General features: G+C 38.6%; 26 protein-coding genes and 1 tRNA gene. 13 read left to right on the top strand and 14 right to left on the bottom strand.

Annotated features, from left to right (window positions below; genetic code table 11):
• Nucleotides 1-28: 28 nt before the first annotated feature.
• Genes hemF through hemA form a run of 6 tightly spaced genes read right to left on the bottom strand, consistent with a single transcriptional unit; the run spans nucleotide 29 to nucleotide 5,271 of the window.
• Nucleotides 29-931: an oxygen-dependent coproporphyrinogen oxidase gene (hemF, locus tag ACW6NC_RS12320; RefSeq protein WP_457866432.1), complete on the bottom strand. Its 903-nt coding sequence runs from the start codon at nucleotides 929-931 to the stop codon at nucleotides 29-31.
• A complete protein-coding gene (locus ACW6NC_RS12315) occupies nucleotides 928-1,422 on the bottom strand; it encodes a DUF6973 domain-containing protein (protein WP_457866430.1) in 495 nt (164 codons plus the stop codon). Before ACW6NC_RS12315 ends, hemF begins: the two co-directional genes overlap by 4 nt.
• Before the next feature lie 4 nt (nucleotides 1,423-1,426).
• Entirely contained in the window at nucleotides 1,427-2,449 is a 1,023-nt protein-coding gene (gene hemE / locus ACW6NC_RS12310; protein ID WP_457866428.1) for a uroporphyrinogen decarboxylase, read from the bottom strand.
• A 1-nt stretch (nucleotide 2,450) separates the two neighbouring features.
• Complete coding sequence (locus ACW6NC_RS12305; protein WP_457866426.1) at nucleotides 2,451-3,107, bottom strand: uroporphyrinogen-III synthase; 657 nt, start codon at nucleotides 3,105-3,107, stop codon at nucleotides 2,451-2,453.
• Complete coding sequence (gene hemC, locus ACW6NC_RS12300; RefSeq protein WP_457866424.1) at nucleotides 3,107-4,018, bottom strand: hydroxymethylbilane synthase; 912 nt, start codon at nucleotides 4,016-4,018, stop codon at nucleotides 3,107-3,109. The genes ACW6NC_RS12305 and hemC overlap by 1 nt, the downstream gene beginning before the upstream one ends.
• Nucleotides 4,015-5,271, bottom strand: a complete 1,257-nt coding sequence (gene hemA, locus ACW6NC_RS12295) for a glutamyl-tRNA reductase (protein ID WP_457866422.1) — start codon at nucleotides 5,269-5,271, stop codon at nucleotides 4,015-4,017. The genes hemC and hemA overlap by 4 nt, the downstream gene beginning before the upstream one ends.
• 197 nt (nucleotides 5,272-5,468) lie before the next feature.
• Here hemA and ACW6NC_RS12290 point away from each other — a divergent pair, with 197 nt between their 5' ends.
• From ACW6NC_RS12290 to ACW6NC_RS12255, 8 genes are all read left to right on the top strand, one after another.
• On the top strand, nucleotides 5,469-6,368 hold the full coding sequence (locus tag ACW6NC_RS12290; protein ID WP_457866420.1) for a helix-turn-helix domain-containing protein: 900 nt from the start codon (nucleotides 5,469-5,471) through the stop codon (nucleotides 6,366-6,368).
• A gap of 2 nt (nucleotides 6,369-6,370) precedes the next feature.
• Nucleotides 6,371-7,144 carry a ThuA domain-containing protein gene (locus ACW6NC_RS12285; protein WP_457866418.1) on the top strand — a complete coding sequence of 258 codons (774 nt, stop codon included), beginning with the start codon at nucleotides 6,371-6,373 and terminating at the stop codon, nucleotides 7,142-7,144.
• Between the two features lie 70 nt (nucleotides 7,145-7,214).
• A complete protein-coding gene (gene hemH, locus ACW6NC_RS12280) occupies nucleotides 7,215-8,249 on the top strand; it encodes a ferrochelatase (protein ID WP_457866416.1) in 1,035 nt (344 codons plus the stop codon).
• Nucleotides 8,249-9,595, top strand: coding sequence for an MATE family efflux transporter (locus ACW6NC_RS12275; protein ID WP_457866414.1), 1,347 nt, complete (start codon nucleotides 8,249-8,251; stop codon nucleotides 9,593-9,595). Before hemH ends, ACW6NC_RS12275 begins: the two co-directional genes overlap by 1 nt.
• Before the next feature lie 90 nt (nucleotides 9,596-9,685).
• Entirely contained in the window at nucleotides 9,686-10,237 is a 552-nt protein-coding gene (locus tag ACW6NC_RS12270) for a CopD family protein (RefSeq protein WP_457866412.1), read from the top strand.
• A gap of 21 nt (nucleotides 10,238-10,258) precedes the next feature.
• The gene (locus ACW6NC_RS12265; protein ID WP_457866411.1) at nucleotides 10,259-11,713 is read left to right on the top strand and encodes an ATP-binding protein; all 1,455 of its coding nucleotides are present in this window, start codon (nucleotides 10,259-10,261) and stop codon (nucleotides 11,711-11,713) included.
• Nucleotides 11,714-11,724: 11 nt separating this feature from the next.
• Entirely contained in the window at nucleotides 11,725-12,507 is a 783-nt protein-coding gene (locus ACW6NC_RS12260; RefSeq protein WP_457866409.1) for an enoyl-CoA hydratase/isomerase family protein, read from the top strand.
• A gap of 77 nt (nucleotides 12,508-12,584) precedes the next feature.
• Nucleotides 12,585-13,661: a PA0069 family radical SAM protein gene (locus tag ACW6NC_RS12255; protein WP_457866408.1), complete on the top strand. Its 1,077-nt coding sequence runs from the start codon at nucleotides 12,585-12,587 to the stop codon at nucleotides 13,659-13,661.
• On the opposite strand, the gene ACW6NC_RS12250 is transcribed toward ACW6NC_RS12255, so the two are convergent.
• The 4 genes from ACW6NC_RS12250 to ACW6NC_RS12235 form a co-directional block, all read right to left on the bottom strand.
• Entirely contained in the window at nucleotides 13,658-14,311 is a 654-nt protein-coding gene (locus tag ACW6NC_RS12250) for an HD domain-containing protein (protein ID WP_457866406.1), read from the bottom strand. The two genes, ACW6NC_RS12255 and ACW6NC_RS12250, sit on opposite strands and share 4 nt — an antisense overlap.
• Nucleotides 14,312-14,340: 29 nt before the next feature.
• Nucleotides 14,341-15,072 carry a lysophospholipid acyltransferase family protein gene (locus tag ACW6NC_RS12245; protein WP_457866405.1) on the bottom strand — a complete coding sequence of 244 codons (732 nt, stop codon included), beginning with the start codon at nucleotides 15,070-15,072 and terminating at the stop codon, nucleotides 14,341-14,343.
• 51 nt (nucleotides 15,073-15,123) lie between these two features.
• Complete coding sequence (locus tag ACW6NC_RS12240) at nucleotides 15,124-15,498, bottom strand: hypothetical protein (RefSeq protein ID WP_457866404.1); 375 nt, start codon at nucleotides 15,496-15,498, stop codon at nucleotides 15,124-15,126.
• A gap of 90 nt (nucleotides 15,499-15,588) precedes the next feature.
• Nucleotides 15,589-15,999, bottom strand: a complete 411-nt coding sequence (locus tag ACW6NC_RS12235) for a BrxA/BrxB family bacilliredoxin (protein WP_081207996.1) — start codon at nucleotides 15,997-15,999, stop codon at nucleotides 15,589-15,591.
• 175 nt (nucleotides 16,000-16,174) lie between these two features.
• Between ACW6NC_RS12235 and ACW6NC_RS12230 the strand changes: the two genes are divergently transcribed.
• Nucleotides 16,175-16,906 carry a TerB family tellurite resistance protein gene (locus ACW6NC_RS12230; RefSeq protein WP_457866403.1) on the top strand — a complete coding sequence of 244 codons (732 nt, stop codon included), beginning with the start codon at nucleotides 16,175-16,177 and terminating at the stop codon, nucleotides 16,904-16,906.
• A gap of 2 nt (nucleotides 16,907-16,908) precedes the next feature.
• Here ACW6NC_RS12230 and ACW6NC_RS12225 read toward each other — a convergent pair whose 3' ends face one another.
• Nucleotides 16,909-19,170, bottom strand: a complete 2,262-nt coding sequence (locus tag ACW6NC_RS12225) for a TonB-dependent receptor (protein ID WP_457866402.1) — start codon at nucleotides 19,168-19,170, stop codon at nucleotides 16,909-16,911.
• Between the two features lie 97 nt (nucleotides 19,171-19,267).
• Between ACW6NC_RS12225 and ACW6NC_RS12220 the strand changes: the two genes are divergently transcribed.
• Together ACW6NC_RS12220 and ACW6NC_RS12215 are read left to right on the top strand one after the other, a co-directional pair.
• Nucleotides 19,268-19,921 carry a metal-dependent transcriptional regulator gene (locus ACW6NC_RS12220; protein WP_457866400.1) on the top strand — a complete coding sequence of 218 codons (654 nt, stop codon included), beginning with the start codon at nucleotides 19,268-19,270 and terminating at the stop codon, nucleotides 19,919-19,921.
• Nucleotides 19,922-19,923: 2 nt separating this feature from the next.
• On the top strand, nucleotides 19,924-20,745 hold the full coding sequence (locus ACW6NC_RS12215; RefSeq protein ID WP_457866398.1) for a ZIP family metal transporter: 822 nt from the start codon (nucleotides 19,924-19,926) through the stop codon (nucleotides 20,743-20,745).
• Between the two features lie 179 nt (nucleotides 20,746-20,924).
• On the opposite strand, the gene feoB is transcribed toward ACW6NC_RS12215, so the two are convergent.
• From feoB to ACW6NC_RS12200, 3 genes are read right to left on the bottom strand one after another with little or no spacing between them, the layout of a single operon-like run.
• Nucleotides 20,925-23,027, bottom strand: coding sequence for a ferrous iron transport protein B (feoB, locus tag ACW6NC_RS12210; RefSeq protein WP_457866397.1), 2,103 nt, complete (start codon nucleotides 23,025-23,027; stop codon nucleotides 20,925-20,927).
• A 1-nt stretch (nucleotide 23,028) separates the two neighbouring features.
• Nucleotides 23,029-23,274, bottom strand: a complete 246-nt coding sequence (locus ACW6NC_RS12205) for a FeoA family protein (RefSeq protein WP_457866396.1) — start codon at nucleotides 23,272-23,274, stop codon at nucleotides 23,029-23,031.
• A gap of 59 nt (nucleotides 23,275-23,333) precedes the next feature.
• Nucleotides 23,334-24,008: an SCO family protein gene (locus ACW6NC_RS12200; protein WP_457866394.1), complete on the bottom strand. Its 675-nt coding sequence runs from the start codon at nucleotides 24,006-24,008 to the stop codon at nucleotides 23,334-23,336.
• 158 nt (nucleotides 24,009-24,166) lie between these two features.
• On the opposite strand from ACW6NC_RS12200, the gene rseP reads away from it, so the two are divergent.
• Nucleotides 24,167-25,483 carry an RIP metalloprotease RseP gene (rseP, locus tag ACW6NC_RS12195; protein WP_457866392.1) on the top strand — a complete coding sequence of 439 codons (1,317 nt, stop codon included), beginning with the start codon at nucleotides 24,167-24,169 and terminating at the stop codon, nucleotides 25,481-25,483.
• A gap of 98 nt (nucleotides 25,484-25,581) precedes the next feature.
• Nucleotides 25,582-25,655 (top strand) — tRNA-Asn (locus ACW6NC_RS12190).
• Nucleotides 25,656-25,836: the final 181 nt, after the last annotated feature.

The raw sequence follows: 25,836 nt of genomic DNA, 5'->3' as shown, positions 1-25,836 counted from the left end.
TATAAATGATATCCGAATGCACTGGAGACTAAATCCACTCCCGTGGTTCTTCCAGAACTTTTAATAATTTCTCTTCTTCACTGCCCGGTTCAGGATGATGATCGTAAACCCATTGCACCTTTGGAGGGAGGCTCATCAAAATGCTCTCTATCCTGCCATTGGTCTTTAAGCCGAAAAGTGTGCCCTTATCATGCACCAGGTTAAATTCTACGTAACGACCACGCCTGATCTCCTGCCAGTTTCTTTGCGATTCGGTGTAGCTCAAATTTTTTCTTTTTTCCGCGATAGGTACATAGGCATTGAGAAAATTATTGCCAACTTCCGTAACAAAATCATACCAGTCCTCGATGCTCATTGCATCCGAGGCCTTTAAATAGTCAAAAAACAATCCGCCTATACCCCGTCCTTCATTGCGATGGGAATTCCAGAAATATTCATCACACTTTTTCTTGTATTCAGGGTAGAATGAAGGATTGTGCTTATCGCAAACTTGCTTTGAGATCTTATGGAAATGAATTGCATCCTCCTCGAAAAGGTAATATGGAGTAAGATCCTGGCCACCACCAAACCATTGGTCGATTAAATTTCCTGATTTGTCATACATCTCAAAATACCGCCAATTGGCGTGCACTGTCGGCACTAATGGACTTTTTGGGTGAATTACCAGGCTGAGGCCACAGGCAAAAAAATTAACATCACCTACCTTAAAATATTTTTGCATCGTCGGAGGTAAGGGACCATGCACTGCTGAAATATTTACTCCGCCTTTTTCAAATACCTTCCCATTTTCGATGACTCTGGTCCTGCCGCCTCCACCTTCGGGTCGTTCCCAGAAATCTTGGTGGAATTTTGCCGCTCCGTCTATCTTCTCGAGTTTCGTAGTTATCCTGTCCTGTAACTGCTCTATATAGGCATAAAATTTTTCTCTCATTTTCGAACTTCAATATATACCAGTTGATATAGTTGGGTATTTATTTCTTCTGCTTTGCTTACTTTTTTTGCTTTTTTCATTTCTTCTTTTAAAAGCTTGGTAATATCCAGGTTTTCTTCGGAAGAATACTTTTTGAAGAGCCAGCGACCAACTTGATTATTATGTAAATCCATTGCTTTGGCTCTTTGTTCATTTGGTGCGAGCTCCTCGTGGAGATCCGTTATTTTTTGGCTCCATTCCATCGATATCTCTATGGAATGACAAACTTTATAGCAAGCCTCACAGATCAAATAATTCCAAAGTGCATGCCTGAAAGCATTTGTAGGATTATTTTCGTGATGGTCATTTCCAAAAAGATCATCACAAATCTTAATACTTTGTCTGGTAGCCTGTATTGTTGGTATAACAAAACGAGGTTGGCCGAGAGAGACCTTGGAAAGTTGGTAAACCTCCCTCGGGCTCATATTCATTAGCCGTGCCCAGATCGCCATAATGTTACTTATATTCTTTCACTGCTTCTACAAATGCAATGGCATTTTCCACCGGGATATCGGGTAATATTCCGTGTCCCAGGTTTACAATATAACGGTCTTTACCAAATTCATTAATCATTTGGCTGACCATTTTTTTAATCTCCGATGGCGGAGAATAGAGTCTGGAAGGATCGAAATTACCTTGCAAGGTAATCTGCCCGCCGGTAAGATAACGTGCATTTTTTGGGCTACAAGTCCAATCAACACCGATGGCTGCAGCTCCTGATCTTGCCATAGTATGGAGCGCGAACCAACATCCTTTTCCGAAAGCAATTACCGGGATCTCATCTCTTAAAGCATCGATGATTTGTTGAATATATTTCCAGGAAAACTCTTCGTAATCATTTGGACTAAGCATTCCCCCCCAGGAGTCAAAAATTTGCACTGCATCTACTCCGGCTGCGACCTTGGCTTTTAAGTAGTTGATGGTAGTATCTGTGATTTTCTGAAGCAATTCATGCGCCGCAACGGGATTGGTGAAGCAGAATTTCTTTGCGATATCGAAGTTTTTAGAACCTTGACCCTGGACGGCGTAACATAGAATTGTCCAGGGAGAACCAGCAAAACCAATTAAAGGTACTTGGTCTTTGAGTTGAATTTTTGTTAATTTTATGGCTTCCATTACATACCCAAGGGTTTCTTCAATATCCGGAACAATAACCCGGTTTACATCTTCCTGAGTCCTTATAGGATGGGGGAGCCAGGGGCCAACCCCAGGTTTCATTTCCACTTCAATATTCATTGCCTGTGGAATAACCAAAATATCGCTAAAAAGAATAGCAGCATCGGTTCCAACCTGTTCTATAGGCATCACTGTAATTTCAGTTGCAAGTTCGGGGGTGCGACAACGAGTGAAGAAATCATACTTCTCTTTAAGCTTCATAAAATCAGGTAGATATCGCCCTGCTTGTCTCATCATCCAGACCGGGGGTCGTTCTACGGTCTCTCCTCTTAGAGCCCTTAAAAATAAATCGTTTTTTATCATTTTATTTCTTTTCTTTATAATGCTTGACCACAGTAACAATTAAGTTTTCGATGCTGGGTTTGTTGGCAATTACAATATTCCCATTATATTTTTCTACTTCTTTTGCGGTAGTTCTACCTATACAAAACAAGACAATACTTTTCTTAATTTGATTAGCTGCGGTGAAACTCTTCACCCCACTTGGGCTATAAAACATAATCCCATCAAATTCCTGGGAAAAGCTTTGTCTGTTTAAACTGGTTTTATAAACCTCTATTTCCTGGAAATTGACACCTGCGTTTTTTAAAATTGATGGTAATTCTTCCCTTCGCAGGTTCCCACAGAAAAAATCAAATTTCTCATTAGGGTACTTTGCTGTTATAATTTTGGCAAGATCACTGCCGTAATCAGAAATTTCCTTAATATTAAAGTTATTGTTTTTTAAAAGGGTGGCAGTTTTTTCTCCCACACAAAAGCAATTTTGTATTTCAATTTGCTTGTTTATAATAGCTATTGCACTGTTTTTGCTTGTTATGATAGCATTTTTGACCTTTTTTTTCAGAATTTTAAAATCCAGCTGTTCAATTTGTATGGCATCGTATTCAACAAGGTGCAGGCCTGAATTCAGAAAAAGATTTTTCTGGCTTTCACTGAGTTTTTTAGTGGAAAGGATTGTCATTATTTTATAACCTTCCTAATCGCTGTCATTAGTTCTTTTCCGCCTTTTTTTAGTACTTCCTGAGCACAGCTATTTCCAAAACCTTGAATTTCATCAATTCTGGTAGTTTTTTCTACTTCAATTTTTTGTTTACCATCTAGACTAAAAAGTGCACCCTTAAAATATACAATATCTTTTTCTATGGTCACATGAGCTCCAATAGGGGCAGTACAGCCGCCTTCCAGGGTTTTAAGAAACTGGCGTTCAATGTGGACACCTATTTTGCTTTCCTGGTGATTAAGGGGTTCAAGGGCTTTTCTGGAAAATTCATCTTTTTCCATGGCTACTACAAGCATGGCTCCCTGAGCTGGTGCCGGAATCATCCAGTTAAGATCAACATAGTTTTCTGGTTTCAAAGCAATGCGCTCAAGTCCTGCTGCAGCGAATATTGCTCCATTCCAATCATTTTCATGCAACTTCCTCATACGGGTGTTTACATTCCCTCTTAAATCAACGACATTATGCTGGGGGTACTTATGTAGCCATTGTGCTTTTCGGCGAAGGCTTCCAGTAGCAATCTTGCCATCAGAATTCAGAAAATCAAGACCTTTGTGAATTAATAGATCTTTGGAGTTTGCTCTTTTCAAGATAGCCGCTTCTACTATCCCCTGGGGTAGGGTAGTAGGAACGTCTTTCATGGAGTGTACAGCAATATCTATTTCACCCTTTATCATTGCCACATCAAGGGTTTTAGTGAATATTCCAGTAATACCCATTTCATAAAGAGGTTGGTCCAGGTTAAGGTCTCCCGTAGATTTCACGGGAACCAGTTTAGTTGGATGACCTAATTTTTCCAGGGCATTCTGAACAGTTTTGGCCTGCCAAAGTGCAAGTTCACTATCCCGTGTGCCTATTCGAATCGTTTTTTTCATTTCTGAAGCTCTTCTAACTGAAATACTTTCTGAATAAGTTCCAGACTTTCATCAGTGGTTTCAGAATCACTTTTTAAATGATTTGCAAAATGCTTGGTGATTTTTTGAATAATGCGATTGCTTATAATTTCTGCTTGCTCGTCATTAAAATCGGTTATTTTCCTTCGTTGAAAATCCAATTCATCATCCTTCATGATTTTCAATTTTCTTTTTAAGGCCTTAATAGTTGGTGCAAATTTTCGGGTTTCCAGCCACTTGTTAAACTCAGTTTCAACCTCGGAAATAATTTCCTGTGCCTTAGGAATGAATTGCTGGCGTCGCTCAAGAGTAGCATCGGTGATTTTTGAGAGCTGATCTAAATGGACAAGCTTTACATTAGAAAGTTCAGCCACATCATCTGCTACGTTTTTGGGAATTGAAAGATCGAGGATAAGCAACTCCTTTTTGGAATAGATTAGCTCCTTAGAGATGGTAGGGTTGTGAGCTCCGGTAGCCACAATTAAAATATCGCTGTTGCGTATTTCAGCCTGTAAATCGGCATAATCCTTTACGATAAGATTGAATTTTCCCGCTACTCTTTCAGCTTTATCTTTGGTCCGGTTGATTAATGTAATATGGTTGTTTTTGGTATGTTTTACTAAATTTTCGCAAGTGTTTCGACCAATTTTGCCCGTTCCAAAAAGAAGAATATTCTTTGCTGAGACATCCTCAATATTATTCAGGATATACTGAACTGATGCAAAGGCAACAGAAGTAGCACCACTGGATAACTCTGTTTCATTTTTTATACGTTTGCTGGCCTGAATTACCGCATTAACAAGACGCTCAAGAAAAACATTGGTAAGACCGAGTTTTTTGGACTGAACAAAGGAGTTTTTCAGCTGGCTAATGATCTCAAAATCACCTAGAATTTGACTATCCAAACCTGTTCCCACCTGAAACATATGGGCAATTGCTTTCTTATTTTTATGGACATAGGCCACCTTTTCAAATTCTTCTACGGTTCCGTGGGTGTGTTCGCAAAGTAATTTGATGAGTTCAAAAGGATGGTGGGCAAAACCGTAAATCTCGGTACGATTACAGGTTGAGGTGGTTAAAATAGCCTCAATTCCTTCTTCGTTGGCTTGTTCCAACAACCGTTGTTTAGCTTCTTCCCCGAGACTAAAGTGGCCTCTTACCTGAGCATCCGCCTTTTTATAGCTTAATCCGATGGTATAAAAATGTTTACCTCCAGAAAAATGAAAATTTTCCATGTATCTTATTAGGATTGCGGGGACAAAAGTAAAACATAGCTTAAAGAAAATATAACGATGAAAGTACTAAATGTGTCGATTCCTGATAAATATCAGTTAAATTCGATCTAACTTTGATAAATAGCCGAAATAATAGTAATTTCAATTACTTGAAAGACGTTTTTTTAGGTGCTAAACAATGGGAAAAATATTTAATAATGAAAACAAACGGCAAAAATATCGCTGGAGGAACCATAAATAGCACGCTCATAGAGGAAGGATTTTATATTTTTAAATTTCTGAATGAATCTACTGATATTCAGAATTTTATACGCGAAATAGATAGTAGTTTTATACAGTTTCATTTTAATGTCAAGGGAACCAGTAGTTTTTTGTTTAACGCTGGCGGGTATAAGTTGCCCCTACATGAGGAAAATTCGCTCTTGCTTTATAATCCACAGCAGGCGCTTCCCTTAAACCTAAACCTTGGCCCTAATTCCTGGGTTATTTCTCTGGTAGTCTCTATTAAGAAATTTCATTCCTTGTTCTCCCAGGATGCTGATTACATTCCCTTTCTAAGTGCAGATAATAGGGATAAAAAATATTATAAGGAGACTCCAATCACACCGTCTATGGCTATTGTTCTTAATCAGCTTTTAAATTTCAATTTAACACCAAGTATTAAAAATCTTTATTTTAAAAGTAAGGCTTATGAGTTGTTGAGCCTGTATTTTAACAGTACTGAAGACCCAGATCTAGAACAATGCCCATTTTTGATTGATGAGGAGAATATCCTTAAAATACGTCGCGCTAAAGAAATTGTGATTTCCAAGCTGTCGGAGCCACCATCCTTGCAGGAACTTGCCGATGAGGTTAACCTTAGTTTAAAGAAATTAAAGGAAGGATTTAAACAAATTTATGGGGCTTCTGTTTATAGTTTTCTATTTGATTACAAAATGGAGTATGCTCGTAAATTATTGGATACGGGAGAATATAATGTTAATGAGGTTGGGTTAAAACTTGGCTACAGTACTGCTAGTCATTTTATTGCAGCCTTTAAAAAGAAATTCGGGACAACACCGAAAAAATATATTATGTCTTTATCAAAAAATATTTAGAAATGAGAAATATTAAATATCTAGCAATACTATTTTTCAATCTGCTTTTTTTGACAAATGTTATTGCTCAGCAGGAGGAGAATAAAGAAAAACAAAAAGAAATTTTGGTTTTTCACAAAGCTGAAGGTTTTTGGCACAAATCAACGCCTGCAGGCCATGCAATTATTGAAGATTTAGGGGAAGAAAATGGCTTTAAGGTAAAGGAAACCAATGACAGCGAGGATTTTAACGAGGATGATCTTAAAAATTACGAGCTGGTAGTATTTTTAAATACCACGGGAGACGTATTAAATGATGAAGAACAGGTTGCTTTCGAAAGTTATATCGCTGAGGGCGGAAGTTTCTTTGGGATTCATGCCGCCGCTGATACCGAATTTAAATGGCCCTGGTATGGCGAACTGGTTGGGGCTTATTTTGCGAATCATCCTGAAGTACAGCGGGCAAATGTAATTATTGAAATGCCAGACCATCCCACTGTTGCCCATCTCCCAAATCCATGGTCGAGAATAGATGAATGGTATAATTATAAAAACCTGAATCCGGAAAATAAGATATTGCTTAGTCTCGATGAGAATACTTATAAGGGAGGTGAAAACGGGAAAAGCCATCCCATTGCCTGGTATCGTGATCTTCCTAGTGGAGGCGTTAGTATTTATACAGGTGGGGGCCACAGGATTCAGTCCTATATGGAACCAGGATTTCAAGAGCACCTTTTGAGATGTATACTTTTTGCCCTAGGTGAGCCGACCGATTCAGATTTGATTATTGAACAATAAAGATTCAGAATAGTGGAGGGTTTTACCGCCCGCATTATAGTTATATTTTTGTGAAGAAATTATAGAGCTTATGAGTAAAGGCGTTTTATTGGTCAACCTGGGATCACCTAAAAGCACCAACCCAAAAGATGTAAAAAATTATCTCGATGAATTCCTGATGGATGAACGGGTTATTGATGTGCCATACTGGGCGCGAGTGCTTCTCGTTAGAGGGATTGTCCTAAATACCAGGCCAAAGAAATCTGCTGAGGCTTATAAAAAAATATGGTGGGAGGAAGGATCGCCTCTAATTGTGCTTTCTGAAAGACTACAATCTAAAATAGATTATTTGACTTCAGTTCCAATTGCCTTGTCCATGCGTTACGGGGAGCCTTCCATTATGAAAGGATTACAGGAATTACGAGATAAAGGGGTCACTGAGGTGTTGTTATTTCCGCTTTATCCGCAGTTTGCGATGGCTACTACAGAAACTATTCTTGTATTAGCTGAGGAATTAAGGCAAAAATATTTTCCGCAAATGCAGTTTACAACCGTACCGCCTTTTTACAACCATCCCGATTATATCCGGGTGCTTGCTGAGAGTATTTCCGATAGTTTAAAGGGAAAAGATTTTCAACATTTACTGTTCTCTTACCACGGGGTGCCGGAGCGACACATTCGAAAAAGTGATATCACCAAATCTCACTGTAAGATTGATGGAAGCTGTTGCCAGACGCCCTCAGAAGCACATCAGTTTTGCTACCGCCATCAATGTTTTGAGACGACCCGTTTAGTAGCGGAATACCTCGAGTTGAAAGAAAATTCATATAGTGTTTCTTTCCAATCAAGACTTGGTTTCGATCCGTGGCTTCAACCCTATACCGATCGAACCATAGAACGCTTCGGGAAACAGGGAATGAAGAAGCTTGCTGTTGTAACTCCGGCTTTTGTTTCCGATTGTTTGGAAACCCTTGAGGAGATAGCCATGGAAGGCGAAGAGATTTTCCATGAGGTTGGAGGAAAGGATTTTAATGTTGTAGCCTGTTTAAACGATCGCGAAGATTGGGTAAAAATTCTCGCTCGCTGGATCGATGAGTGGGCACACCAAAAGCCTGCGGAGGTCTAATGCCGAAAATCACCACTGCCGAACTGGGGAATAAGCCCATAGGGAAACTTCTTATTCAGCAGGCAGTTCCTGCATCTGTTGGGATTTTGGTGATGTCTCTTAACATATTGGTAGATACCATTTTTGTTGGTAACTGGATAGGTCCAGTGGCCATTGCCGCCATAAATGTAGTTTTACCTGTATCTTTTTTTATTGCGGCTTTAGGAATGGCAATTGGGGTAGGAGGATCTTCGGTTGTTTCAAGGGCTTTGGGTGCTCATAACCAGGAACGTGCTTTACGGACTTTTGGCAATATGATTAGCCTAAGTCTTATTCTTACTATAGTGTTAGTAGCTTTTGGCCTCCTTTTTATAGACATTCTTATCCCGACTTTTGGCGGAAAGGGGGATATTTTTCAACCCGCAAAGATTTACTATCAAGTGGTTGTAAGCGGTGTCCCTTTTCTAGCACTCTGTATGATGGGTAATACCGTTATAAGAGCGGAAGGAAAACCTCAATTTGCCATGGTGGCGATGATTATCCCTTCGGTGGTAAACCTTTTTCTGGATTATCTTCTTATAAATGTCCTGGAAATGGCAATGTTAGGAGCCGCCATAGCCACAACTGCTTCCTATATTTTCTGCTTTATTTATGTTTTGTGGTTTTTCCTTTCTAAAAATTCAGAATTAAAAATTAGTTTAAGTCATTTTGGATTTAAAAAACCCATACTAAGGGAAATATCTTCATTGGGATTCGTAACCTTGGCCCGTCAGGCTGTGGTTAGTATAATCTATCTTTTGATGAATAATATCCTTTTTGATCTGGGAGGAGAAAATGCGGTAACAGTTTATGCTATAATCGCCAGAATGTTAATGTTCGCTTTGTTTCCTGTACTTGGTGTTACCCAGGGTTTTCTTCCAATTGCAGGCTATAATTATGGAGCCAGAGAATTTTTCCGGGTTAAAAAAAGCATCAGCACGGCTATAGCCTATGCCAGTGGGCTTGCTTTGATAGTTTTTGCAGGTATAATGTTTTTTTCTGAAGCAATCGTTAAGATTTTTACAGGGAATGAGCAAATCATTACAGCTACCCCCTCGGCAATGCGCTGGGTTTTTGCTGCAACCCCAATTGTTGCAATTCAGTTAATAGGCGCTGCGTATTTTCAGGCGGTGGGTAAAGCATTACCTGCGCTTTTACTAACGCTTTCCCGTCAAGGCTTCTTTTTTATTCCCCTGGTGCTTATTTTACCAGTGTATTTTGGAGAATTAGGGGTGTGGATTTCTTTTCCCTTGGCTGATATTTTGTCAACTATCGTCACCGCCTACTTTTTACACAGAGAAATAAAACTGAAATTAAAACCCGAATAATTTTCGACCTCAATTTCCTAAAACATTTGGTTACCTTTGTTGTAAAAGCAAGTATTGTAAGCGATATTAGAAACCGGCAAATACATTTTTGTGATAGAATATTACCATTATATTAAAGCACTTCATCTCATTTTTGTAATAACCTGGTTTGCAGGTCTTTTTTATATCCCTAGATTATTTATCTATCATATTGAAGCCAGCCTCAAATCCGAGCCCGATAGGCAAATTTTAACTGAACAATTAAAATTAATGACCAAAAGGTTGTGGTATATTATCACCTGGCCCTCTGCCATACTTGCAAGTTTGTTCGCCTTCTGGCTGCTTTTTCTAGTACCTTCATTCTTACAAATGAATTGGATGCTTGTTAAACTGGTTTTTGTGTTATTACTATATGCCTATCACTATAAATGTCACCTGATTTTCAGGGAAATGCAAAAAGATGTTATTAAGTGGACTTCTAATCAAATGCGGCTTTGGAATGAAGTGTCAACCCTAATCCTATTCGCGGTTATTTTTCTTGTTATCCTTCGGGATTCACTTAATTGGATCTACGGGGTTTTAGGTATATTTTTACTTGCAGGGATGTTGATGCTGGGCATTAAAATTTACAAAAGAATACGGGCTAAAAACCCTAAGGCCTGATATTTGCTTAAATAGCAGTGTATGAATTTGTTGAAACTTTCTTTACGGTCCCGTATTTTTTTTTCCATGCTTTTACTCGTATTAGGGACTTCCATCCTTATTGTTGGAGTTACTGTTTTTCAATATAAAAAAGAAGCAGAACAGTATCACAAAGAGCGACTGGAAAGAAAGGAACAAGCCATAATGGAAAATATTCGTTTTGTTCTTGGCAGTACCACTTATTTTGTAAATACGGCTAATATAGATGAGATCTTTAAGGAGCGTGGAAAGATCTATGAAATGGCTCAGGTTCACGAAATGCAAATCAATATCTACGATTTGGAAGGACGCCTTTTGGTAAAATCCAATGAATCCTTTTTTAAAGATACTACGGATGTACAGTTAGACAAGAAACTTCTGAAGAGGCTCGATAGTTCTTCTGGTAAAAGAGTCTTAAGGTATACCGAAGTAAATGGAGAAAAATTTCAGTCCTCGTATTCTTATATTACCGACAATAAATTTAAACCTCTTGCTATCTTATATCTGCCTTATCTTCAGGATGATAGTTTGTTGAATCGTGATCTGAATAATTTCTTAGTTCGTATGGGAGAGGTCTACTTACTGATGTTGGTTTTAGCCATTATCTTGTCTTATTTTCTCTCCAAATACATAACCAAAACTTTGAAAATAATTTCGGATAAAATCAATCAAACAAGATTAGATAAGCGCAACCAGAAGATAGAGATTGGCAATGCCTCTGAAGAGATTTATGCATTGGTATCCGCCTATAACAGTATGATTGATGAACTTGAGGAAAGTGCAGTTAAACTGGCTACAAGTGAACGGGAGCAAGCTTGGCGTGAAATGGCCAAGCAAGTAGCTCATGAGATTAAAAATCCACTTACTCCAATGCGACTTAGCGTCCAAAGTTTCCAGAGGAATTTTGATAGAAATGATCCGGATATTGATCAAAAAGTTGAGGAATATTCCCAAACCCTCATCAATCAAATAGATACCATGAGTTCTATTGCTTCAGCTTTCTCTAATTTCGCTAAAATGCCTGCTCAAAAAAATGAAACCCTTAATGTGCCGAAAATCGTAAAACTTGCCTTAGATATTTTCAATGAAAATTATATTAAATTCACGGCTGATAAAGAGGAAATCCTGGCAAAATTTGATCGTACTCAGCTGATAAGGGTCATCACCAATCTTGTTAAAAACGCCATTCAGGCAGTTAAAGACACCCAGAATCCTCAAATTCTTGTAAGTGTACAGGAGGAAGACGATATGGTGTGTATTTCAGTTTCAGATAATGGTTCGGGGATTTCTGAAGAAAATAAGGATAAGGTTTTTGAACCAAAATTCACCACCAAAGGTAGTGGCATGGGACTTGGCCTGGCAATGGTTAAAAAGATAGTAGAGAATTACCATGGGACCATCAGTTTTAGCTCTAAACAAAATAAAGGTACTATCTTTAAGGTGCGATTTCCTAAATAAAAAAATACATCATGGATTATCAGAATATTTTAACTGAAATAAAGGATGGTATTGGACATATCACCATAAACCGTCCAACGAAACTCAATGCCCTGAACAAAGCTACTATTAAAGAACTGCACGAGGCTTTTGCTGATGTTAAAGAAGATCACGAGGTAAAAGTAGTTATTCTTACCGGAAGTGGTGAAAAAGCCTTTGTAGCCGGGGCGGATATTAGCGAATTTGCCGATTTTTCTCCTGAAGAAGGCCGGGAACTTGCTGCTCAAGGTCAGGCCTCACTTTTTGATTTTGTGGCTAATTTTCCAAAGCCTGTAATTGCCGCTGTAAATGGATTTGCTCTTGGTGGTGGCTTGGAATTGGCAATGGCTGCACATTTTAGGATTGCTAGCGATAATGCAAAAATGGGTTTGCCTGAGGTTTCCCTGGGAGTAATTCCGGGATATGGAGGTACTCAGCGTCTTCCTCAGTTAGTAGGTAAAGGACGAGCCATGGAAATGATTATGACAGCTGGGATGATTGATGCTAATCAGGCTCTTCAGTATAATCTAGTTAATCATGTGACCTCTTTGGAAGAATTACCCCAATTGGCACTTGACATTGCCCAGAAAATACTGAAGAATTCTTTGGTTGCCATTAGCGGTGCCATCAAATCGGTTAATGCAAATTACCAGGAGGGAGTCAATGGTTATGAAGTAGAGATTAGTGAATTTGGACATGCCTTTGGTACAGCTGATTTCAAAGAAGGAACCTCCGCTTTTTTAAACAAACGTAAAGCTAATTTTCCAGGAGAGTAATTCCTTACTTTTTTAGTATTTGTTGTTAAATTTATAATTTGATACTATTATGTGGATATATTCCATAATTTTGTAATATGTCCAATAAAGAAAAGTTTATTAGAGGAAGGGGAGCGCAACTAAATGTCTCAAATAAGTTCGAGGCACATCAACATGAATTTCGAAGTGATTTTCTAAATTATTGTGCTACAGAAGGGGATGAAATAGAGAATAACAATACCGTTTTAATCGAGACTTTCCCCAATACAATTGTTAATAAAGTAATCAGCCCTGATGTTGGAATGGAATATTCTCTTAATCCTTACCAGGGTTGTGAGCACGGCTGTATTTACTGTTATGCCCGAAATACACATGAGTATTGGGGGTATAGTGCTGGTCTTGATTTTGAGAGGAAAATCCTGGTGAAAAGCAATGCTGTAGAGTTGCTGGCTAAGAAACTTAGAAGCCGGAAATGGGTGGCTAAACCAATTATTCTTTCTGGAAACACCGATTGTTACCAGCCCAGTGAGAAGAAACTAAGGATTACCCGGAGATTACTAGAAACATTTTTAAAGTATAAACACCCGGTTGGAATCATCACTAAGAATGCCCTGGTGCAAAGGGATATGGATATTCTATGCGAACTTGCCAAAGATGACCTGGTCAAGGTGACACTTTCCATTACTTCTCTTTCTGAAGACACCCGTAGAATTCTGGAACCTCGTACTGCCAGCATTAAAAAACGACTGGAAACCATAGAAAAACTTGCTGGGGCTAATATTCCTGTCAATGTAATGATGGCGCCTATTATTCCTGCCATAAATTCTCATGAAATAATGCCTTTGGCCAAAGAAATTTCAGAAAGAGGGGCTTCGAGCCTTGGATATACCATTGTTCGTCTTAATGGTGCTATAGCAGAAATCTTCACCGATTGGATAAAAAAAACAATGCCCGATAGAGCCAGTAAGGTCCTTAATCAAATAAAAAGTGTTCACGGTGGGGGATTAAATGATAGTCGTTTTGGAAAACGAATGAAAGGGGAGGGGGAATTTGCGAGTCAGGTTGCGCAACAGTTCAAGCTTGCCAGAAGGAAATACTTTTCAGATAAAGAACAAGTTAGGTTAAACTGTAAGCTACATGAAGGCTTTAAGGATGGGCAAATGAAATTATTTTAAGCAAGCCCTTCCCATTCCCTATAAAACTGCTTTAGAAAATTAACCATAAATCTATGGCGTTCTTCAGCTAACCTCAGGCCGGTTTCGGTGTTCATCATATCCTTAAGCAAAAGTAATTTCTCATAAAAATGATTAATGGTAGGTGCTGTTGAGGCCTTATACTGTTCTTTTGTCATTTCCAGGTTTGGTTCGATTTTCGGATCATACAATGCACGTCCTTTAAAGCCACCATAGTTAAAGGTACGAGCAATACCAATTGCACCTATAGCATCAAGTCTGTCGGCATCCTGCACGATCCTTAGTTCTTTAGAATTAAAGTCTTGCTTTTCTTTCCCTCCTTTGAAAGAAACATTTTCGATAATCTTTATTACATGGTCACTCACATCCTTCGAAACTTTCTGTTTTTTGAGGAATTCAGAAGCTATCTTCGGGCCTTTGCTTTCATCTCCATTGTGAAATTTATAGTCGGCGATATCGTGGAGCAGGGCACCGAGTTCCACAATAAAACCATCAGCATTTTCGTCCTGAGCAATTAATTTAGCATTATTGTAAACCCTTTGGATATGAAACCAGTCGTGCCCACCTTCGGCATTGGCAAGAGTTTTTTGAACGAATTTAACTGTGTTACTGATTACTTCTTTCTTCTTCATATAAGTAGTCTTCTGAAAGTTCTCAGTTTCTATTTTATATCGGCAGTGATGGTCCGCTCAACTTTTGCTGCAAGACTTTCAGGTTGGTCTGAATTGGCAGCTATAGGCTCATGGACCTTCAAATAAACATGTACACCAGGTTCCATGGGAAAATTTCCGTGTTTAAAGAGTTTCCACGAATTATTAATCGTTACTGGTATAATAAGGGCATCGGGCATTTGCTTAAAAAGTAATTGTAGACCGCTTATCGCAAACTTCTTTGGTTTACCAGTCCGGCTTCGGGTTCCTTCGGGAAAGATAACAGCCGAACGCTTATTCTTATTAAGGTATTTTGCAAATTTTGCCATTTTCACAAGCGCTTCTCGACCATTTTTTCTATCAATAAGCACTGAACCTCCATGTCTGAGATTAAAAGAAATACTGGGTATTCCGTGTCCTAACTCTTTCTTACTTACAAACTTTGGATGATGTTTACGCATATGCCATATTATAGGGGGGATATCATACATTCCCTGATGATTTGCCACGATAATACAGGGCTTGTCCAAAGGAATATTATAAGGGTTATTGAAGGTGAAACGGGTGCCGAGAAGATTAAGGCAACGCATCAGGAATAAATTGAAAATATCTACACTTTTTTTATGCGCTTGGTATCCTCCAATTTTTAGACATATCCATTGTATAGGATGAAAAACCAACAAGGTAATAAAGAAGAAGATATAAAATAGTACCGATAAAGGGTAAGAAAGTATTTTTTTCATTTTAAAAATTATGGAGCTAAAATACATATTTCAGTCCAAAATCTACAATTTCTATATGGCCTCACATTTACCATTAATGCATTCAATCCTTTCAGGTGGTGTGACTAACCTACAATCGGAAATGATCTCGTATTTTTTGTTATAATCGGCTTCAGCTTTGTTATAGGTGTTGACCATTGCTTCCAGTTTTTGCCGGTTTATAGAAGACGGAAATAGTAAATACATTTTTGGTCCACCGCAAGGTTTGCTGCCAACGGCAATGTAATCACAAGTGTTTTCTTCATCACAGATTTCCTTGGCTATAAGCTCTCTAATCTCTTCAAGTTGACGATTTAGTTCTTCCCGGTCTATCTGCTGTATATTTTCTGTGGTCTGACAACTCGAAACAATAATTAAAATAGGAAAAAGTATAACAAAGCTTTTCATATAGAAATTATTGGAAATTATTCAGTATCAATATAAAATGAAAAAAGGCCGCATGCATCGCAAACGACCTTTAAAATAGCGTTCTGCATTTTAACAAAATTCGTTATAGGCAGCAATAAGATTCTCGGCAATCATTTCTGCAGGACGACCTTCAATGTGGTGCCGCTCAAGCATGTGCACCAATTCTCCGTCTTTGTAAAGCGCCATTGATGGCGAAGAGGGAGGAAAAGGCAACATATAATCTCGGGCCTGAGTGGTAGCTTCTTTATCTACGCCTGCAAATACTGTGTAAAGATTATCTGGTTTTTTCGCGTTTTGAAGCGAAAGTCTTGCTCCGGGTCGGGCATTCGCAGCGGCACAGCCACAAACTGAATTTACCACCACAAGGGTAGTTCCTTCTTTTTTCATTGCGGCATCTACATCTTCTACGCTGTGCAATTCTTCAAAACCAATGCTGGTCAAATCCTCGCGCATTGGTTTCACTAACTCTGCTGGGTACATATATTTTTGTTTTTGTATTAAACTTTTAATGAATGGCAAAGATACCAAATTAACTTTAGCTGAGCATATTTCAATTTATTATAGGTGAATAGGTTATGTCAATTATATTCAGGAGGCTGACATTCGGAAAACTTCGTTAAAATAGTATCTTTGCCGCTTACTTAAAATTTGCTTGATGTTTAAATGGATACTTGCCGTATTGGGTTATATGTATTTTCGCTTTGGCGGCGCAATCCTGGGATTTATAATTGGATCGGTAATAGATAATTGGACACGATCGGGACCGGGAATGCGGAGAATGTTTACTCAGCAGGAAAATAAGGTTTCCCCAGGGGATTTTGAACTTAACCTGCTTTCATTGTGTTCTCTTGTGATAAAAGCGGATGGTAATGTAACGCAAAAGGAGCTTGATTATGTACGTTCATATTTTGTTCAGGCCTATGGAAAGGAGCATGCTAATGCCACCTTCAGGACTTTTAATGATCTTATCAAGAATCGAGAGATTTCAGCCTCGCGCATATCCCAATATCTTGCTGCCAGAACCAAATACCCTGCTCGGTTACAGATTATCCATTTTCTCTTCGGAATAGCACAGGCTGATGGCAGGGTTAGTGAAGCTGAAGCCCACGTCATCCAGGAAATTGCAGGTTATTTGCATATAACCCGAATGGATTTTGAAAGCTTGAAGGCTATGTTCTTCAAATCCGCTGATAATGCCTATAAAATTCTGGAAATTGAAAAATCCGCTAGTGATAATGAGGTAAAGAAAGCATATCGTCACATGGTGAAAAAATACCATCCCGATAAACTGGGACATATGGATGAGGCTTACCGTAAAGGCGCCCAGGAAAAATTCAATAAGGTTCAAGAGGCCTACGAGCAAATCCAGAAGGAACGGGGTATGTAATTTTAAAAGTTATATTTTAAATTCAACATAATATTTCTACCTGGGCTGCTAACATTAAAAGCTCTTAATAGTGACATATGATCTACATAAGTTTTATCCAAGGCATTGTGAATGGTAAGACCAGCATCGATAGAATTCCTTTTGAAACTGAATTTTTTGGTCACTCCTAAATTCAGGAGGGTATAACCAGGTGTTTTGTCTTCGTTAATACCAGTTTTGTTTTGATCACTGATTCTACGAAGCCTTGAGAAAATGCTCATGCTTTTGTCTGAAAGCGCATAATAAGTTGTCTTTAAATTAAAATTATCTGGAGGAATAAAACTTAAATTCTTGCTGGCAGAAAGATCTCTGGCCCTCACAAATGCCCCCGAAAAGGATGTTTCTAGTCTGTTGCCCTTTAACCAGTTATATGTAACATCGAATTCCAGGCCATAGAAACCTGTGTTTGTTTGGTAATAACTCCACAATTCTTGATTATTCTCTGGCGGCTGTTCTTTAGATGCCATAAAATATATGTAGTTTTCCACCATACTCCCGAAGAGAGATAGGTTCATCTGGATCTTGTTTTTTCTGAAAGTATATGTAGCATCAACCTGATAACTTTGCTCTCTCCCAAAGGAATCATTCCCTTTCTCAAACCTGCTGGTGCCGGGATGTGGACCATTGGAAAAAAGCTCGGCCAAATCGGGTGCACGAAAACCAGTAGAAAAGTTAAGTTTAACCTGCTGTTGATCATTGAATTCTTTTGTTGCGCCAATGGAGCCTGTTAAGCCTCCGAAGGTCCGTGTTAATTTTCGGTTTTCGGGATTGCCAGGCAAGATAAAATTATCGATTAATAGATAATCTGCGCTGGCATCTGCGGTAACTTGCCGGTAATCATAGCGCAGGGCTCCCTGCACAAACCAAGTATCCATCGAAACACTAACAAGATAATATATTCCGCTTTCAAAGACATCAGCATCAGGGATTAAGAAATCTTCAGAATTTTCAAAATTTCTAGTCTTCACATAACTCCCCTGTACTCCAAAACTGTGTTTGATTTTTGCATCGGGGAGACTCAACCGGGCATTGAAAAAGGTATGATCTTGTTTTAATCCAAGGTCGATTAGGTTTTTTGCCGTTTCTATTTCCCGACGTTCATTAAAATGATGCGAAATATGTAAAGAAGTTTCGAAGATATCATTTTTCGTCTCCTGATTATAAGAAATAAGGTAGTCTGTGACTCTTTGGAAAGGCAACTGCAATTCCCGGTCATTTGGAGTAGTGGCAAGACTCTCTGTAGGGGACATTTCATTATCACTAATAATTCCTAGGTCCTGGTCATTATAGGTGAAAGTCAATTTGTTTTCAAAATTTCTTTTTTTCACCCCGGAATGCAATCGGAGGCTTTTGGTATTAAATCTACTGTTGCCAATTAATCTTTGGTCACCATCCTTATAATCGGCATGGCTCTCAATTCCTATATCCATAGAAAAAAAAAGATCATTATTAAAAGATTTTCCCGCTGAAGCATAAGTTCGAATTCCTCTAGAAACACTATTATAAGTACTTCCCAGATTACCGGTAATTTTTTCTGATTTGAGATAATTATCTTCATCCTTAACCAGCAAGACTCCCCCCAGAGCTCCAGAACCGTATAAAACGGAGGCGGGGCCTTTAACCACTTCCACGCGTTTTACCCCAAGATCATTTATACCTAAACCGTGATCTGCTCCCCATTGATGATTTTCAAGTTTGTTACCCTGATAAATCGTTACAATACGGGAAAAACCAAGTCCACGTATAAAAGGTTTTATAATTCCCTGACCAAATTCGGCTCCATAAAGACCGGGAAGCTCCCTAAGACTACCCATCATCCCATTAGGGTTTCCCTTGTTTTCTATCCCACGCATGCTAATAGTGGAAACATTATAAGGTGTTTTTCGGGTTAAACCGGTTTGTGTATCTACTATGAGAATTTCATTGAGCTGATCTTTGGATTTTTCCAGGGTGATATTAATAATCAGATCCTTCGAAATTGATACTTCCTTTTTAAAAAGTTTGTATCCCAATGCACTGATAATTAGATTAAAGCGGTCTGCTTTAATATTTTGTAGATTGTAATTTCCTTCCTTATCGGTAATAGTACCATGTTTTGAATCTTCCAAATAAATATTAGCCAAGTATATAGGTTCGCCATTACTATCTGTCACCTTCCCACTGATAGTTTGCCCGTAGGTCATCTTTACACCCAATATTACAAATATAATTATGACAAGTCTCATATTTTTTTTTGACAAAGCTAATTAAAAATTTTAGATGAGTCTAAAAAATTGATAAGATGAAATAAAAAATGTATTTTTGCTTCTTTAAAAAATTAACATGTTCAGTTTTTCAGAAGAGAATTATCTTAAAGCAATCTTTCACTTGGAACGTCAGTACAAAGTTGGGGTAAGTACCAATGCTCTGGCCGAAGAGATGGAAACCAAGGCTTCATCAGTGACCGACATGATCAGGAAACTATCCGAAAAGCAATTGGTCGTTTATAAAAAATATCAGGGCGTAAAGCTTAGCGATAAAGGGAGGAGGGCTGCCATAGAAGTGGTTAGAAAACATAGACTTTGGGAATTTTTTCTGGTCGAAAAATTAAATTTTAACTGGGATGAGGTGCACGATATTGCTGAACAGCTTGAACATATAAAGTCAGAAAAATTAACTCGTGAACTCGACAAATTTTTAGGTTTTCCAAAACGCGACCCCCATGGAGACCCAATTCCAGATGCTGATGGTAAATTTTCGGTTTCCAATAAGCTACTGCTTTCTGAGCTTGGAAAAGGCCAGACTGGAATATGTATCGGTGTCAAAGATACCTCTTCCGATTTTCTGAGGTACCTCGATAAGAACAACATTGCGCTAGGTAAATCTATAGAAGTTAAGGATATAGAAGATTTTGATAATTCTATGTTGATAGATATTGAAGGAGAAAAACTTAGGATCTCTCAGGTGATTTCTGGGAACCTGTATATTAAAATGTGAGTATGGAAAATATAATTAACTATTTTGAAAGTATCGATCCGGTATTAGCAGCCTTTTTAGCCACCTTATTCACGTGGCTCTTAACCGCATTGGGGGCTTCCCTGGTTTTCTTGTTTAAAGGATTGAATCGCAAATTTTTTGATGGAATGCTTGGCTTTACAGGTGGAGTGATGGTTGCGGCGAGTTTCTGGAGTTTACTGGCTCCTGGTATAGAAATGAGTCCGGGAGAAGGCTTTGAGAAAACCATTCCACCGCTTATAGGATTTGGTCTTGGAGCTTTATTTCTATTTGGTTTGGACAAAATCCTTCCTCACCTGCACGTTAATTTTCAAATGAGCGAGAAGGAAGGAATAAAAACTCCCTGGCATAAATCTACTTTGCTCACCCTTGCAATTACGCTTCATAACATTCCAGAAGGTTTAGCCGTAGGTGTATTATTTGGGGGAGCTGCAATGGGTTTTGAAGGCGCTAGTATTGGGGGTGCGGTAGCTTTGGCTATAGGGATAGGACTCCAAAATTTCCCAGAAGGATTTGCAGTAGCGATGCCTTTGCGGCGCCAAGGATTAAGCCGGTGGAGAAGTTTCAATTTCGGACAGCTTTCGGCGATAGTGGAGCCTTTTGCAGCAGTCCTTGGTGCATGGGCAGTTATGACCTTTGAGCCCATCCTTCCCTATGCGCTTTCATTTGCTGCAGGAGCGATGATCTTTGTGGTTGTCGAGGAAGTTATTCCTGAGTCCCAGCAAGAAAGATTTACCGATATTGCCACAATGGGCTTCATTTTAGGTTTTATGGTGATGATGACCCTGGATGTAGGTTTGGGTTAAAAGAATTAGACCAGGTAGGAATTGCTTAATCACAACCACATCCGGAAACCCCACAGGATTTTGTGGATTTCTTTTTAGTTAAGAAGGAGGGCTTCCAGATAAGTTTGGTAAATAAATATCCCAAAGCAAAAAGGAAACTTATTAAAACCAGTATATTCTGTATTAGTTCCATTATTTAATTATTTTAAAATCTGGAATGCAGCTAAAGCAATAATATAGGCAAATAAACTCATCCCTACAAGCTGAAACATCGGCCATTTCCAGGTATTAGTTTCTCGTTTAACAATCGCCAGGGTACTCATACATTGCATGGCAAAAGCATAGAAAAGCAATAAACTTATTCCACTGGCAAAAGTAAACAGGGGACCGCCTAATATGGGGTTTGTTTCTGCAGCCATTCTGTTTTTAATGGTTTCTTCTTCATCGCTTCCAACGCTGTAAATAGTAGCGAGGGTACCTACAAAAACTTCCCTGGCAGCAAAAGAGCTTATTATGGCTATTCCTATTTTCCAATCGTATCCCAGCGGAGCCACAACCGGCTCGATACCTTTTCCCATAATTCCGATATATGAGTTACGGAGTTTAAAGGAGGCAATCTCTTCATCAAGATCTGCCTCTGAAACAGGGTTTTCTTCAGAATAATTAGCACTTACGATTTGTTCAGCATTATTAAACTTTTCCCCGGGGCCGTAACTGGCCAGTACCCATAGCACAATAGAGATTGCCAGTATGATTTTTCCTGCACCAAATACAAATGATTTAGTTTTTTCCACTACATTAATTCCAACATTTTTCAGCATTGGTAGTTTGTAATTTGGCATTTCGATTACGAAATAGCTTTTGGACCTTATTTTAAGGATCTTATTGAGGATCCATGCTGAAGCTATTGCTGTTCCAAAACCAATTAGGTAAAGTAACATCAGGGTTAACCCCTGGAGATTAAAACCCCAGAAACTCCGGTCGGGAATTACAAGAGCAATAATGATAAGGTAGACAGGCAGTCTTGCCGAACATGTTGTAAAAGGCACTACTAAAATTGTTATAAGCCTTTCTTTCCAGTTTTCGATATTTCTTGTTGCCATTACTGCAGGAATAGCACAAGCAGTACCAGATACCAGGGGGACTACACTTTTTCCACTAAGACCAAAGCGTCTCATTACCCTGTCCATTAGAAAAACTACCCTACTCATATATCCGCTTTCTTCCAGAATGGAGATAAATAGGAATAAAAAGGCAATTTGAGGGATAAAGATTACAATTCCACCTAAACCGGGGATAACCCCTTCTGCAATAAGGTTGGTGAAAGCTCCGGCAGGCAATGCATTCTTCGTCCATTCACTTAGCTGAGCAAAAGTCTCATCGATCAAATCCATAGGATAACTTGACCAGTTATAAATAGCCTGGAAGATTAGAAGCAGAATGGCAAAGAAGATCACATAACCCCAGACCTTATGCGTTAATACTCGGTCTAATTTTGACCGCAAGTCTTTTGCTGACCTGGCATCCACCCTCATTGATTCTTTTAGAACCCCATTGATAAATTGATAGCGTAAAATTGTTTCTTTCTGCTGAAGCCTTTTGAGGTCACTTTCCGATTTAGTTTGGAAACCTGAAGTTTTTGCTAGCTCTTTCCGATTAAGATTTCCGAAATTTACATCTTGTGTAATTACCAGCCACAATTTGTAAAGGGACTGATTGGGATACGCACTGCGTAATCCATCGAAATATTCAGGGTCTATTACAGAAGCGTTTACACAAGGTTCTGTGGAAAGATGTTGGTAATTAATGATGAACTCTTTAAGCTCGTCGATACCAGTATTCTTCCTTGCACTTACAAGAGCTATTTTGGTCTTTAATTTCTCCTCCATGCGTTCTACATCCAGGGAAATTCCCTTGCGTTCCATTCTGTCAGCCATATTTATAACTAAAACAGTGGGAATTCCCAAATCTTTTACCTGGGTGAAGAGCAAAAGGTTTCTTTTCAGATTCTCTACATCGCTTACCACTACAGCAACATCCGGATAATCCTTGTCATTTTTGTTTAGTAACAGTTCAATGACTACGTTTTCATCAAGGGAAGAAGCATTGAGGCTGTAGGTACCAGGAAGATCAATTATATGGGCTTTGAGTCCCCTTGGGAGTTTGCAGATACCTTCCTTTTTTTCAACAGTGATTCCGGGATAGTTGCCAACCTTCTGATTTAAACCTGTAAGTTGATTAAAGACAGAGGTCTTTCCGGTATTGGGATTTCCTATTAAGGCAACATTGATCTGCTTGCTCATATTAATGGATAAGCTCTATTTCGATATGTAAAGCGGTCTCTTTTCTAATAGCAAGATGACTGCCATTCACATTAAGGTACATTGGATCCATAAAGGGAGCGGTTTGGATGACTTCAACTTCATTGCCTGGGAGACAACCCATTTCCAGAAGTTTAAGCGGAACATCTTCTGTAGAAAAGTCCTTAATTATCCCGCGTTGTCCGCATCTTAACTGTGAGAGAGTGAGCTTCACTTTATTTAGATTCATTTTAAACAAGACAAAAGTAATGCAAAATATATAAGCAGAAAAGTTTGAGACTTAAAAACTTAGTCGGCGTATTCGGCTTTTAGGATTCTCAAATCATTCATCAAGTCTTCAATGGCTTCAGGATCTGTGCCATCATAGAATCCCCTAATCCTTTTTTGTTTGTCAACCAAAACAAAGTTTTCTGTATGTATCATATCATAAGGCCCGCCATCACCATCGCTTTTTGATGCTAAATAAGACTTCCGTGCAAGATCATAGATATGTTTTTTATCACCGGTCACTAGGTTCCATTTTGAATCTATTACCCCCTTTTCTTCCGCGTATTTCTTAAGAACCGGGACAGAGTCGGTCTTTGGAAAAACCGTATGAGAAAGCAATAATACTTCTGGATCATTTTTTATCTCATTTTGAATTTGAAGCATATGATCGGTCATTATTGGGCAAATAGTGAGGCAAGTGGTAAAAAAGAAATCAGCGACATATATTTTATCCTTATAAAATTCCTGGGTGATGGTATCACCGTTTTGGTTTATCAGATTAAAATCACCCACGGTATGATATTTTCTGATATACTGAACGGTAGTATCCACCAATTCAGCATTTACCATATCTGGTTGAAAAACAGGTAGGCGTTCTTCTGGTTTTAAAAGTGAATAAATAGCATAAATGATAATTACCGAAAGTATAGCCAGAACAATGGCTAGGGTTTTGAATTTGGCAAAAAACTGTATCATATGTACTGGATTGAATGCAAAATTAGTTGCTGGCGATCAATTAGTCGCATAGTCCCGATTAAAATTTCAGAAATTCATTTGCAGCTGTTTCAGATTAACTTTTTTAGGAGTTTTTAAAAGGTTACTTTTGTGCGATTTAAAAATTTGAAGAGTAAAGAATGGATCCATTTTTAGTTAAGGCGATACAATTACTGTTGAGCCTATCCTTACTTATTGTGCTGCATGAATTAGGGCATTTTATTCCCGCCAAAATTTTCAAAACCAGAGTAGAAAAATTCTTTCTGTTTTTTGACGTGAAATTCGCCCTTTTTAAGAAAAAGATCGGAGATACTGTTTATGGAATTGGATGGCTGCCACTGGGAGGCTATGTGAAAATATCAGGAATGATTGATGAGAGCATGGACAAAGAGCAGATGGAAAAGCCACCGGAACCATGGGAGTTTAGAAGTAAACCGGCATGGCAACGCCTTATTATAATGCTGGGAGGGGTTACGGTTAACCTAGTGCTTGGTTTCCTCATCTTCATCATGATTATGTTTGTTTGGGGAGAAAATTATGTTGGAGCTGACCAGATGCCGGAAGGATTCGCTATAGCTGAAGATTTTAAAGAATTTGGCTTTAATGATGGAGATCGTATTTTAGAGGTTAATGGTAAGGATTTTCAAAACAGCATAGATGTAAATAAACATTTATTCATGCGCGAGGTGAATTCTATCACTGTTTTGCATCAAAATGGAGAGCAGGAAACCATCAATATTCCTGAAAATATTGGGGAAAGAATGTGGGAAGAAGGAATTATGATGCCTTTTATCCCAATACAGCGGCCAATTTTAGATAGTGTACTTACCGAGAAACCAGCAGGAATAGCTGGTTTAAAAAAGGGAGACAGCCTGATTTCCATAAATGAACAGGAGATTGGATACTGGCACGAATTAGCTCCTATTGCTGAAGAAAACATAGGGAAGGAAATAGAAGTTGTATTTAAGCGGGATGATGAAATAAAAAGTGTAATGATCACACCCGATGAAGAGGGTAAATTCGGTGTTACTCCACAGTCAAACTTTGAAATAAAAACCCAAAAATATGGACTGGCCGAAAGTATTAAAGAAGGCTTTGATTATGGTTACTGGACCCTAAGAGATTACGTTTACCAATTTAAATACGTTTTCACCTCGAAGGGAGCTAGCCAGCTTGGAGGATTTGGAGCTATTGGAGGTTTATTTCCGGATACCTGGAATTGGCAAGGCTTCTGGTATACTACCGCATTAATTTCAATTATTCTTGCCTTTATGAACATCCTGCCAATCCCAGCTTTGGATGGAGGGCACGTGGTGTTTTTACTCTACGAGATGGTTACGGGGAGAAAACCCAACGACAAATTTATGGAAATTGCTCAAATGGTGGGCTTCTTCATTCTTATTGCCTTGGTGCTTTATGCAAATGGGAATGATGTATATCGCTGGCTATTTGAATAGTAATTCAGGCTTAAAAAAATTACCTGAAAAAAGTTATATTTTGTTTTGTGGTGATTTAAATTTTGGTTTATATTTGCAACCGCAAAAGAGTAGCACACTCCTCCTTAGCTCAGTTGGTTAGAGCATCTGACTGTTAATCAGAGGGTCCTTGGTTCGAGCCCAAGAGGGGGAGCTTAGTATAGAAAGCCATTCAAGAAATTGAATGGCTTTCTTTTGTTTACCGTGCATGGTAAAGTTCTAGGGGGCACTCAAAAGTTGGGTCAAAAGGGAAAATAGGGATCAAGCCCAATTGTTGTGTTTAAGCAAAAATTGTAGTTAATCTATACAGAAAGAATTCTACATTTTTCACTCCT

The organism is Salegentibacter profundi, assembly GCF_054121475.1.
The sequence above is the reverse complement of the archived record's forward strand: the minus strand, read 5'-3'. Positions and strand labels throughout refer to the sequence as shown.

Bases quoted from the DNA above. Each gene is read 5' to 3' on its own strand.
- ACW6NC_RS12250 (WP_457866406.1), bottom strand. From the start codon at position 14,311: ATGAAGAAGAAAGAAGTAATCAGTAACACAGTTAAATTCGTTCAAAAA.
- hemF (WP_457866432.1), bottom strand. From the start codon at position 931: ATGAGAGAAAAATTTTATGCCTATATAGAGCAGTTACAGGACAGGATA.
- ACW6NC_RS12260 (WP_457866409.1), top strand. From the start codon at position 11,725: ATGGATTATCAGAATATTTTAACTGAAATAAAGGATGGTATTGGACAT.
- ACW6NC_RS12245 (WP_457866405.1), bottom strand. From the start codon at position 15,072: ATGAAAAAAATACTTTCTTACCCTTTATCGGTACTATTTTATATCTTC.
- ACW6NC_RS12220 (WP_457866400.1), top strand. From the start codon at position 19,268: ATGTTCAGTTTTTCAGAAGAGAATTATCTTAAAGCAATCTTTCACTTG.
- rseP (WP_457866392.1), top strand. From the start codon at position 24,167: ATGGATCCATTTTTAGTTAAGGCGATACAATTACTGTTGAGCCTATCC.
- ACW6NC_RS12200 (WP_457866394.1), bottom strand. From the start codon at position 24,008: ATGATACAGTTTTTTGCCAAATTCAAAACCCTAGCCATTGTTCTGGCT.
- ACW6NC_RS12215 (WP_457866398.1), top strand. From the start codon at position 19,924: ATGGAAAATATAATTAACTATTTTGAAAGTATCGATCCGGTATTAGCA.
- feoB (WP_457866397.1), bottom strand. From the start codon at position 23,027: ATGAGCAAGCAGATCAATGTTGCCTTAATAGGAAATCCCAATACCGGA.
- hemA (WP_457866422.1), bottom strand. From the start codon at position 5,271: ATGGAAAATTTTCATTTTTCTGGAGGTAAACATTTTTATACCATCGGA.
- ACW6NC_RS12230 (WP_457866403.1), top strand. From the start codon at position 16,175: ATGTTTAAATGGATACTTGCCGTATTGGGTTATATGTATTTTCGCTTT.
- ACW6NC_RS12235 (WP_081207996.1), bottom strand. From the start codon at position 15,999: ATGTACCCAGCAGAGTTAGTGAAACCAATGCGCGAGGATTTGACCAGC.
- ACW6NC_RS12265 (WP_457866411.1), top strand. From the start codon at position 10,259: ATGAATTTGTTGAAACTTTCTTTACGGTCCCGTATTTTTTTTTCCATG.
- hemE (WP_457866428.1), bottom strand. From the start codon at position 2,449: ATGATAAAAAACGATTTATTTTTAAGGGCTCTAAGAGGAGAGACCGTA.
- ACW6NC_RS12290 (WP_457866420.1), top strand. From the start codon at position 5,469: ATGAAAACAAACGGCAAAAATATCGCTGGAGGAACCATAAATAGCACG.
- ACW6NC_RS12240 (WP_457866404.1), bottom strand. From the start codon at position 15,498: ATGAAAAGCTTTGTTATACTTTTTCCTATTTTAATTATTGTTTCGAGT.
- ACW6NC_RS12285 (WP_457866418.1), top strand. From the start codon at position 6,371: ATGAGAAATATTAAATATCTAGCAATACTATTTTTCAATCTGCTTTTT.
- hemC (WP_457866424.1), bottom strand. From the start codon at position 4,018: ATGAAAAAAACGATTCGAATAGGCACACGGGATAGTGAACTTGCACTT.
- ACW6NC_RS12315 (WP_457866430.1), bottom strand. From the start codon at position 1,422: ATGGCGATCTGGGCACGGCTAATGAATATGAGCCCGAGGGAGGTTTAC.
- ACW6NC_RS12275 (WP_457866414.1), top strand. From the start codon at position 8,249: ATGCCGAAAATCACCACTGCCGAACTGGGGAATAAGCCCATAGGGAAA.
- hemH (WP_457866416.1), top strand. From the start codon at position 7,215: ATGAGTAAAGGCGTTTTATTGGTCAACCTGGGATCACCTAAAAGCACC.
- ACW6NC_RS12305 (WP_457866426.1), bottom strand. From the start codon at position 3,107: ATGACAATCCTTTCCACTAAAAAACTCAGTGAAAGCCAGAAAAATCTT.
- ACW6NC_RS12225 (WP_457866402.1), bottom strand. From the start codon at position 19,170: ATGAGACTTGTCATAATTATATTTGTAATATTGGGTGTAAAGATGACC.
- ACW6NC_RS12205 (WP_457866396.1), bottom strand. From the start codon at position 23,274: ATGAATCTAAATAAAGTGAAGCTCACTCTCTCACAGTTAAGATGCGGA.
- ACW6NC_RS12255 (WP_457866408.1), top strand. From the start codon at position 12,585: ATGTCCAATAAAGAAAAGTTTATTAGAGGAAGGGGAGCGCAACTAAAT.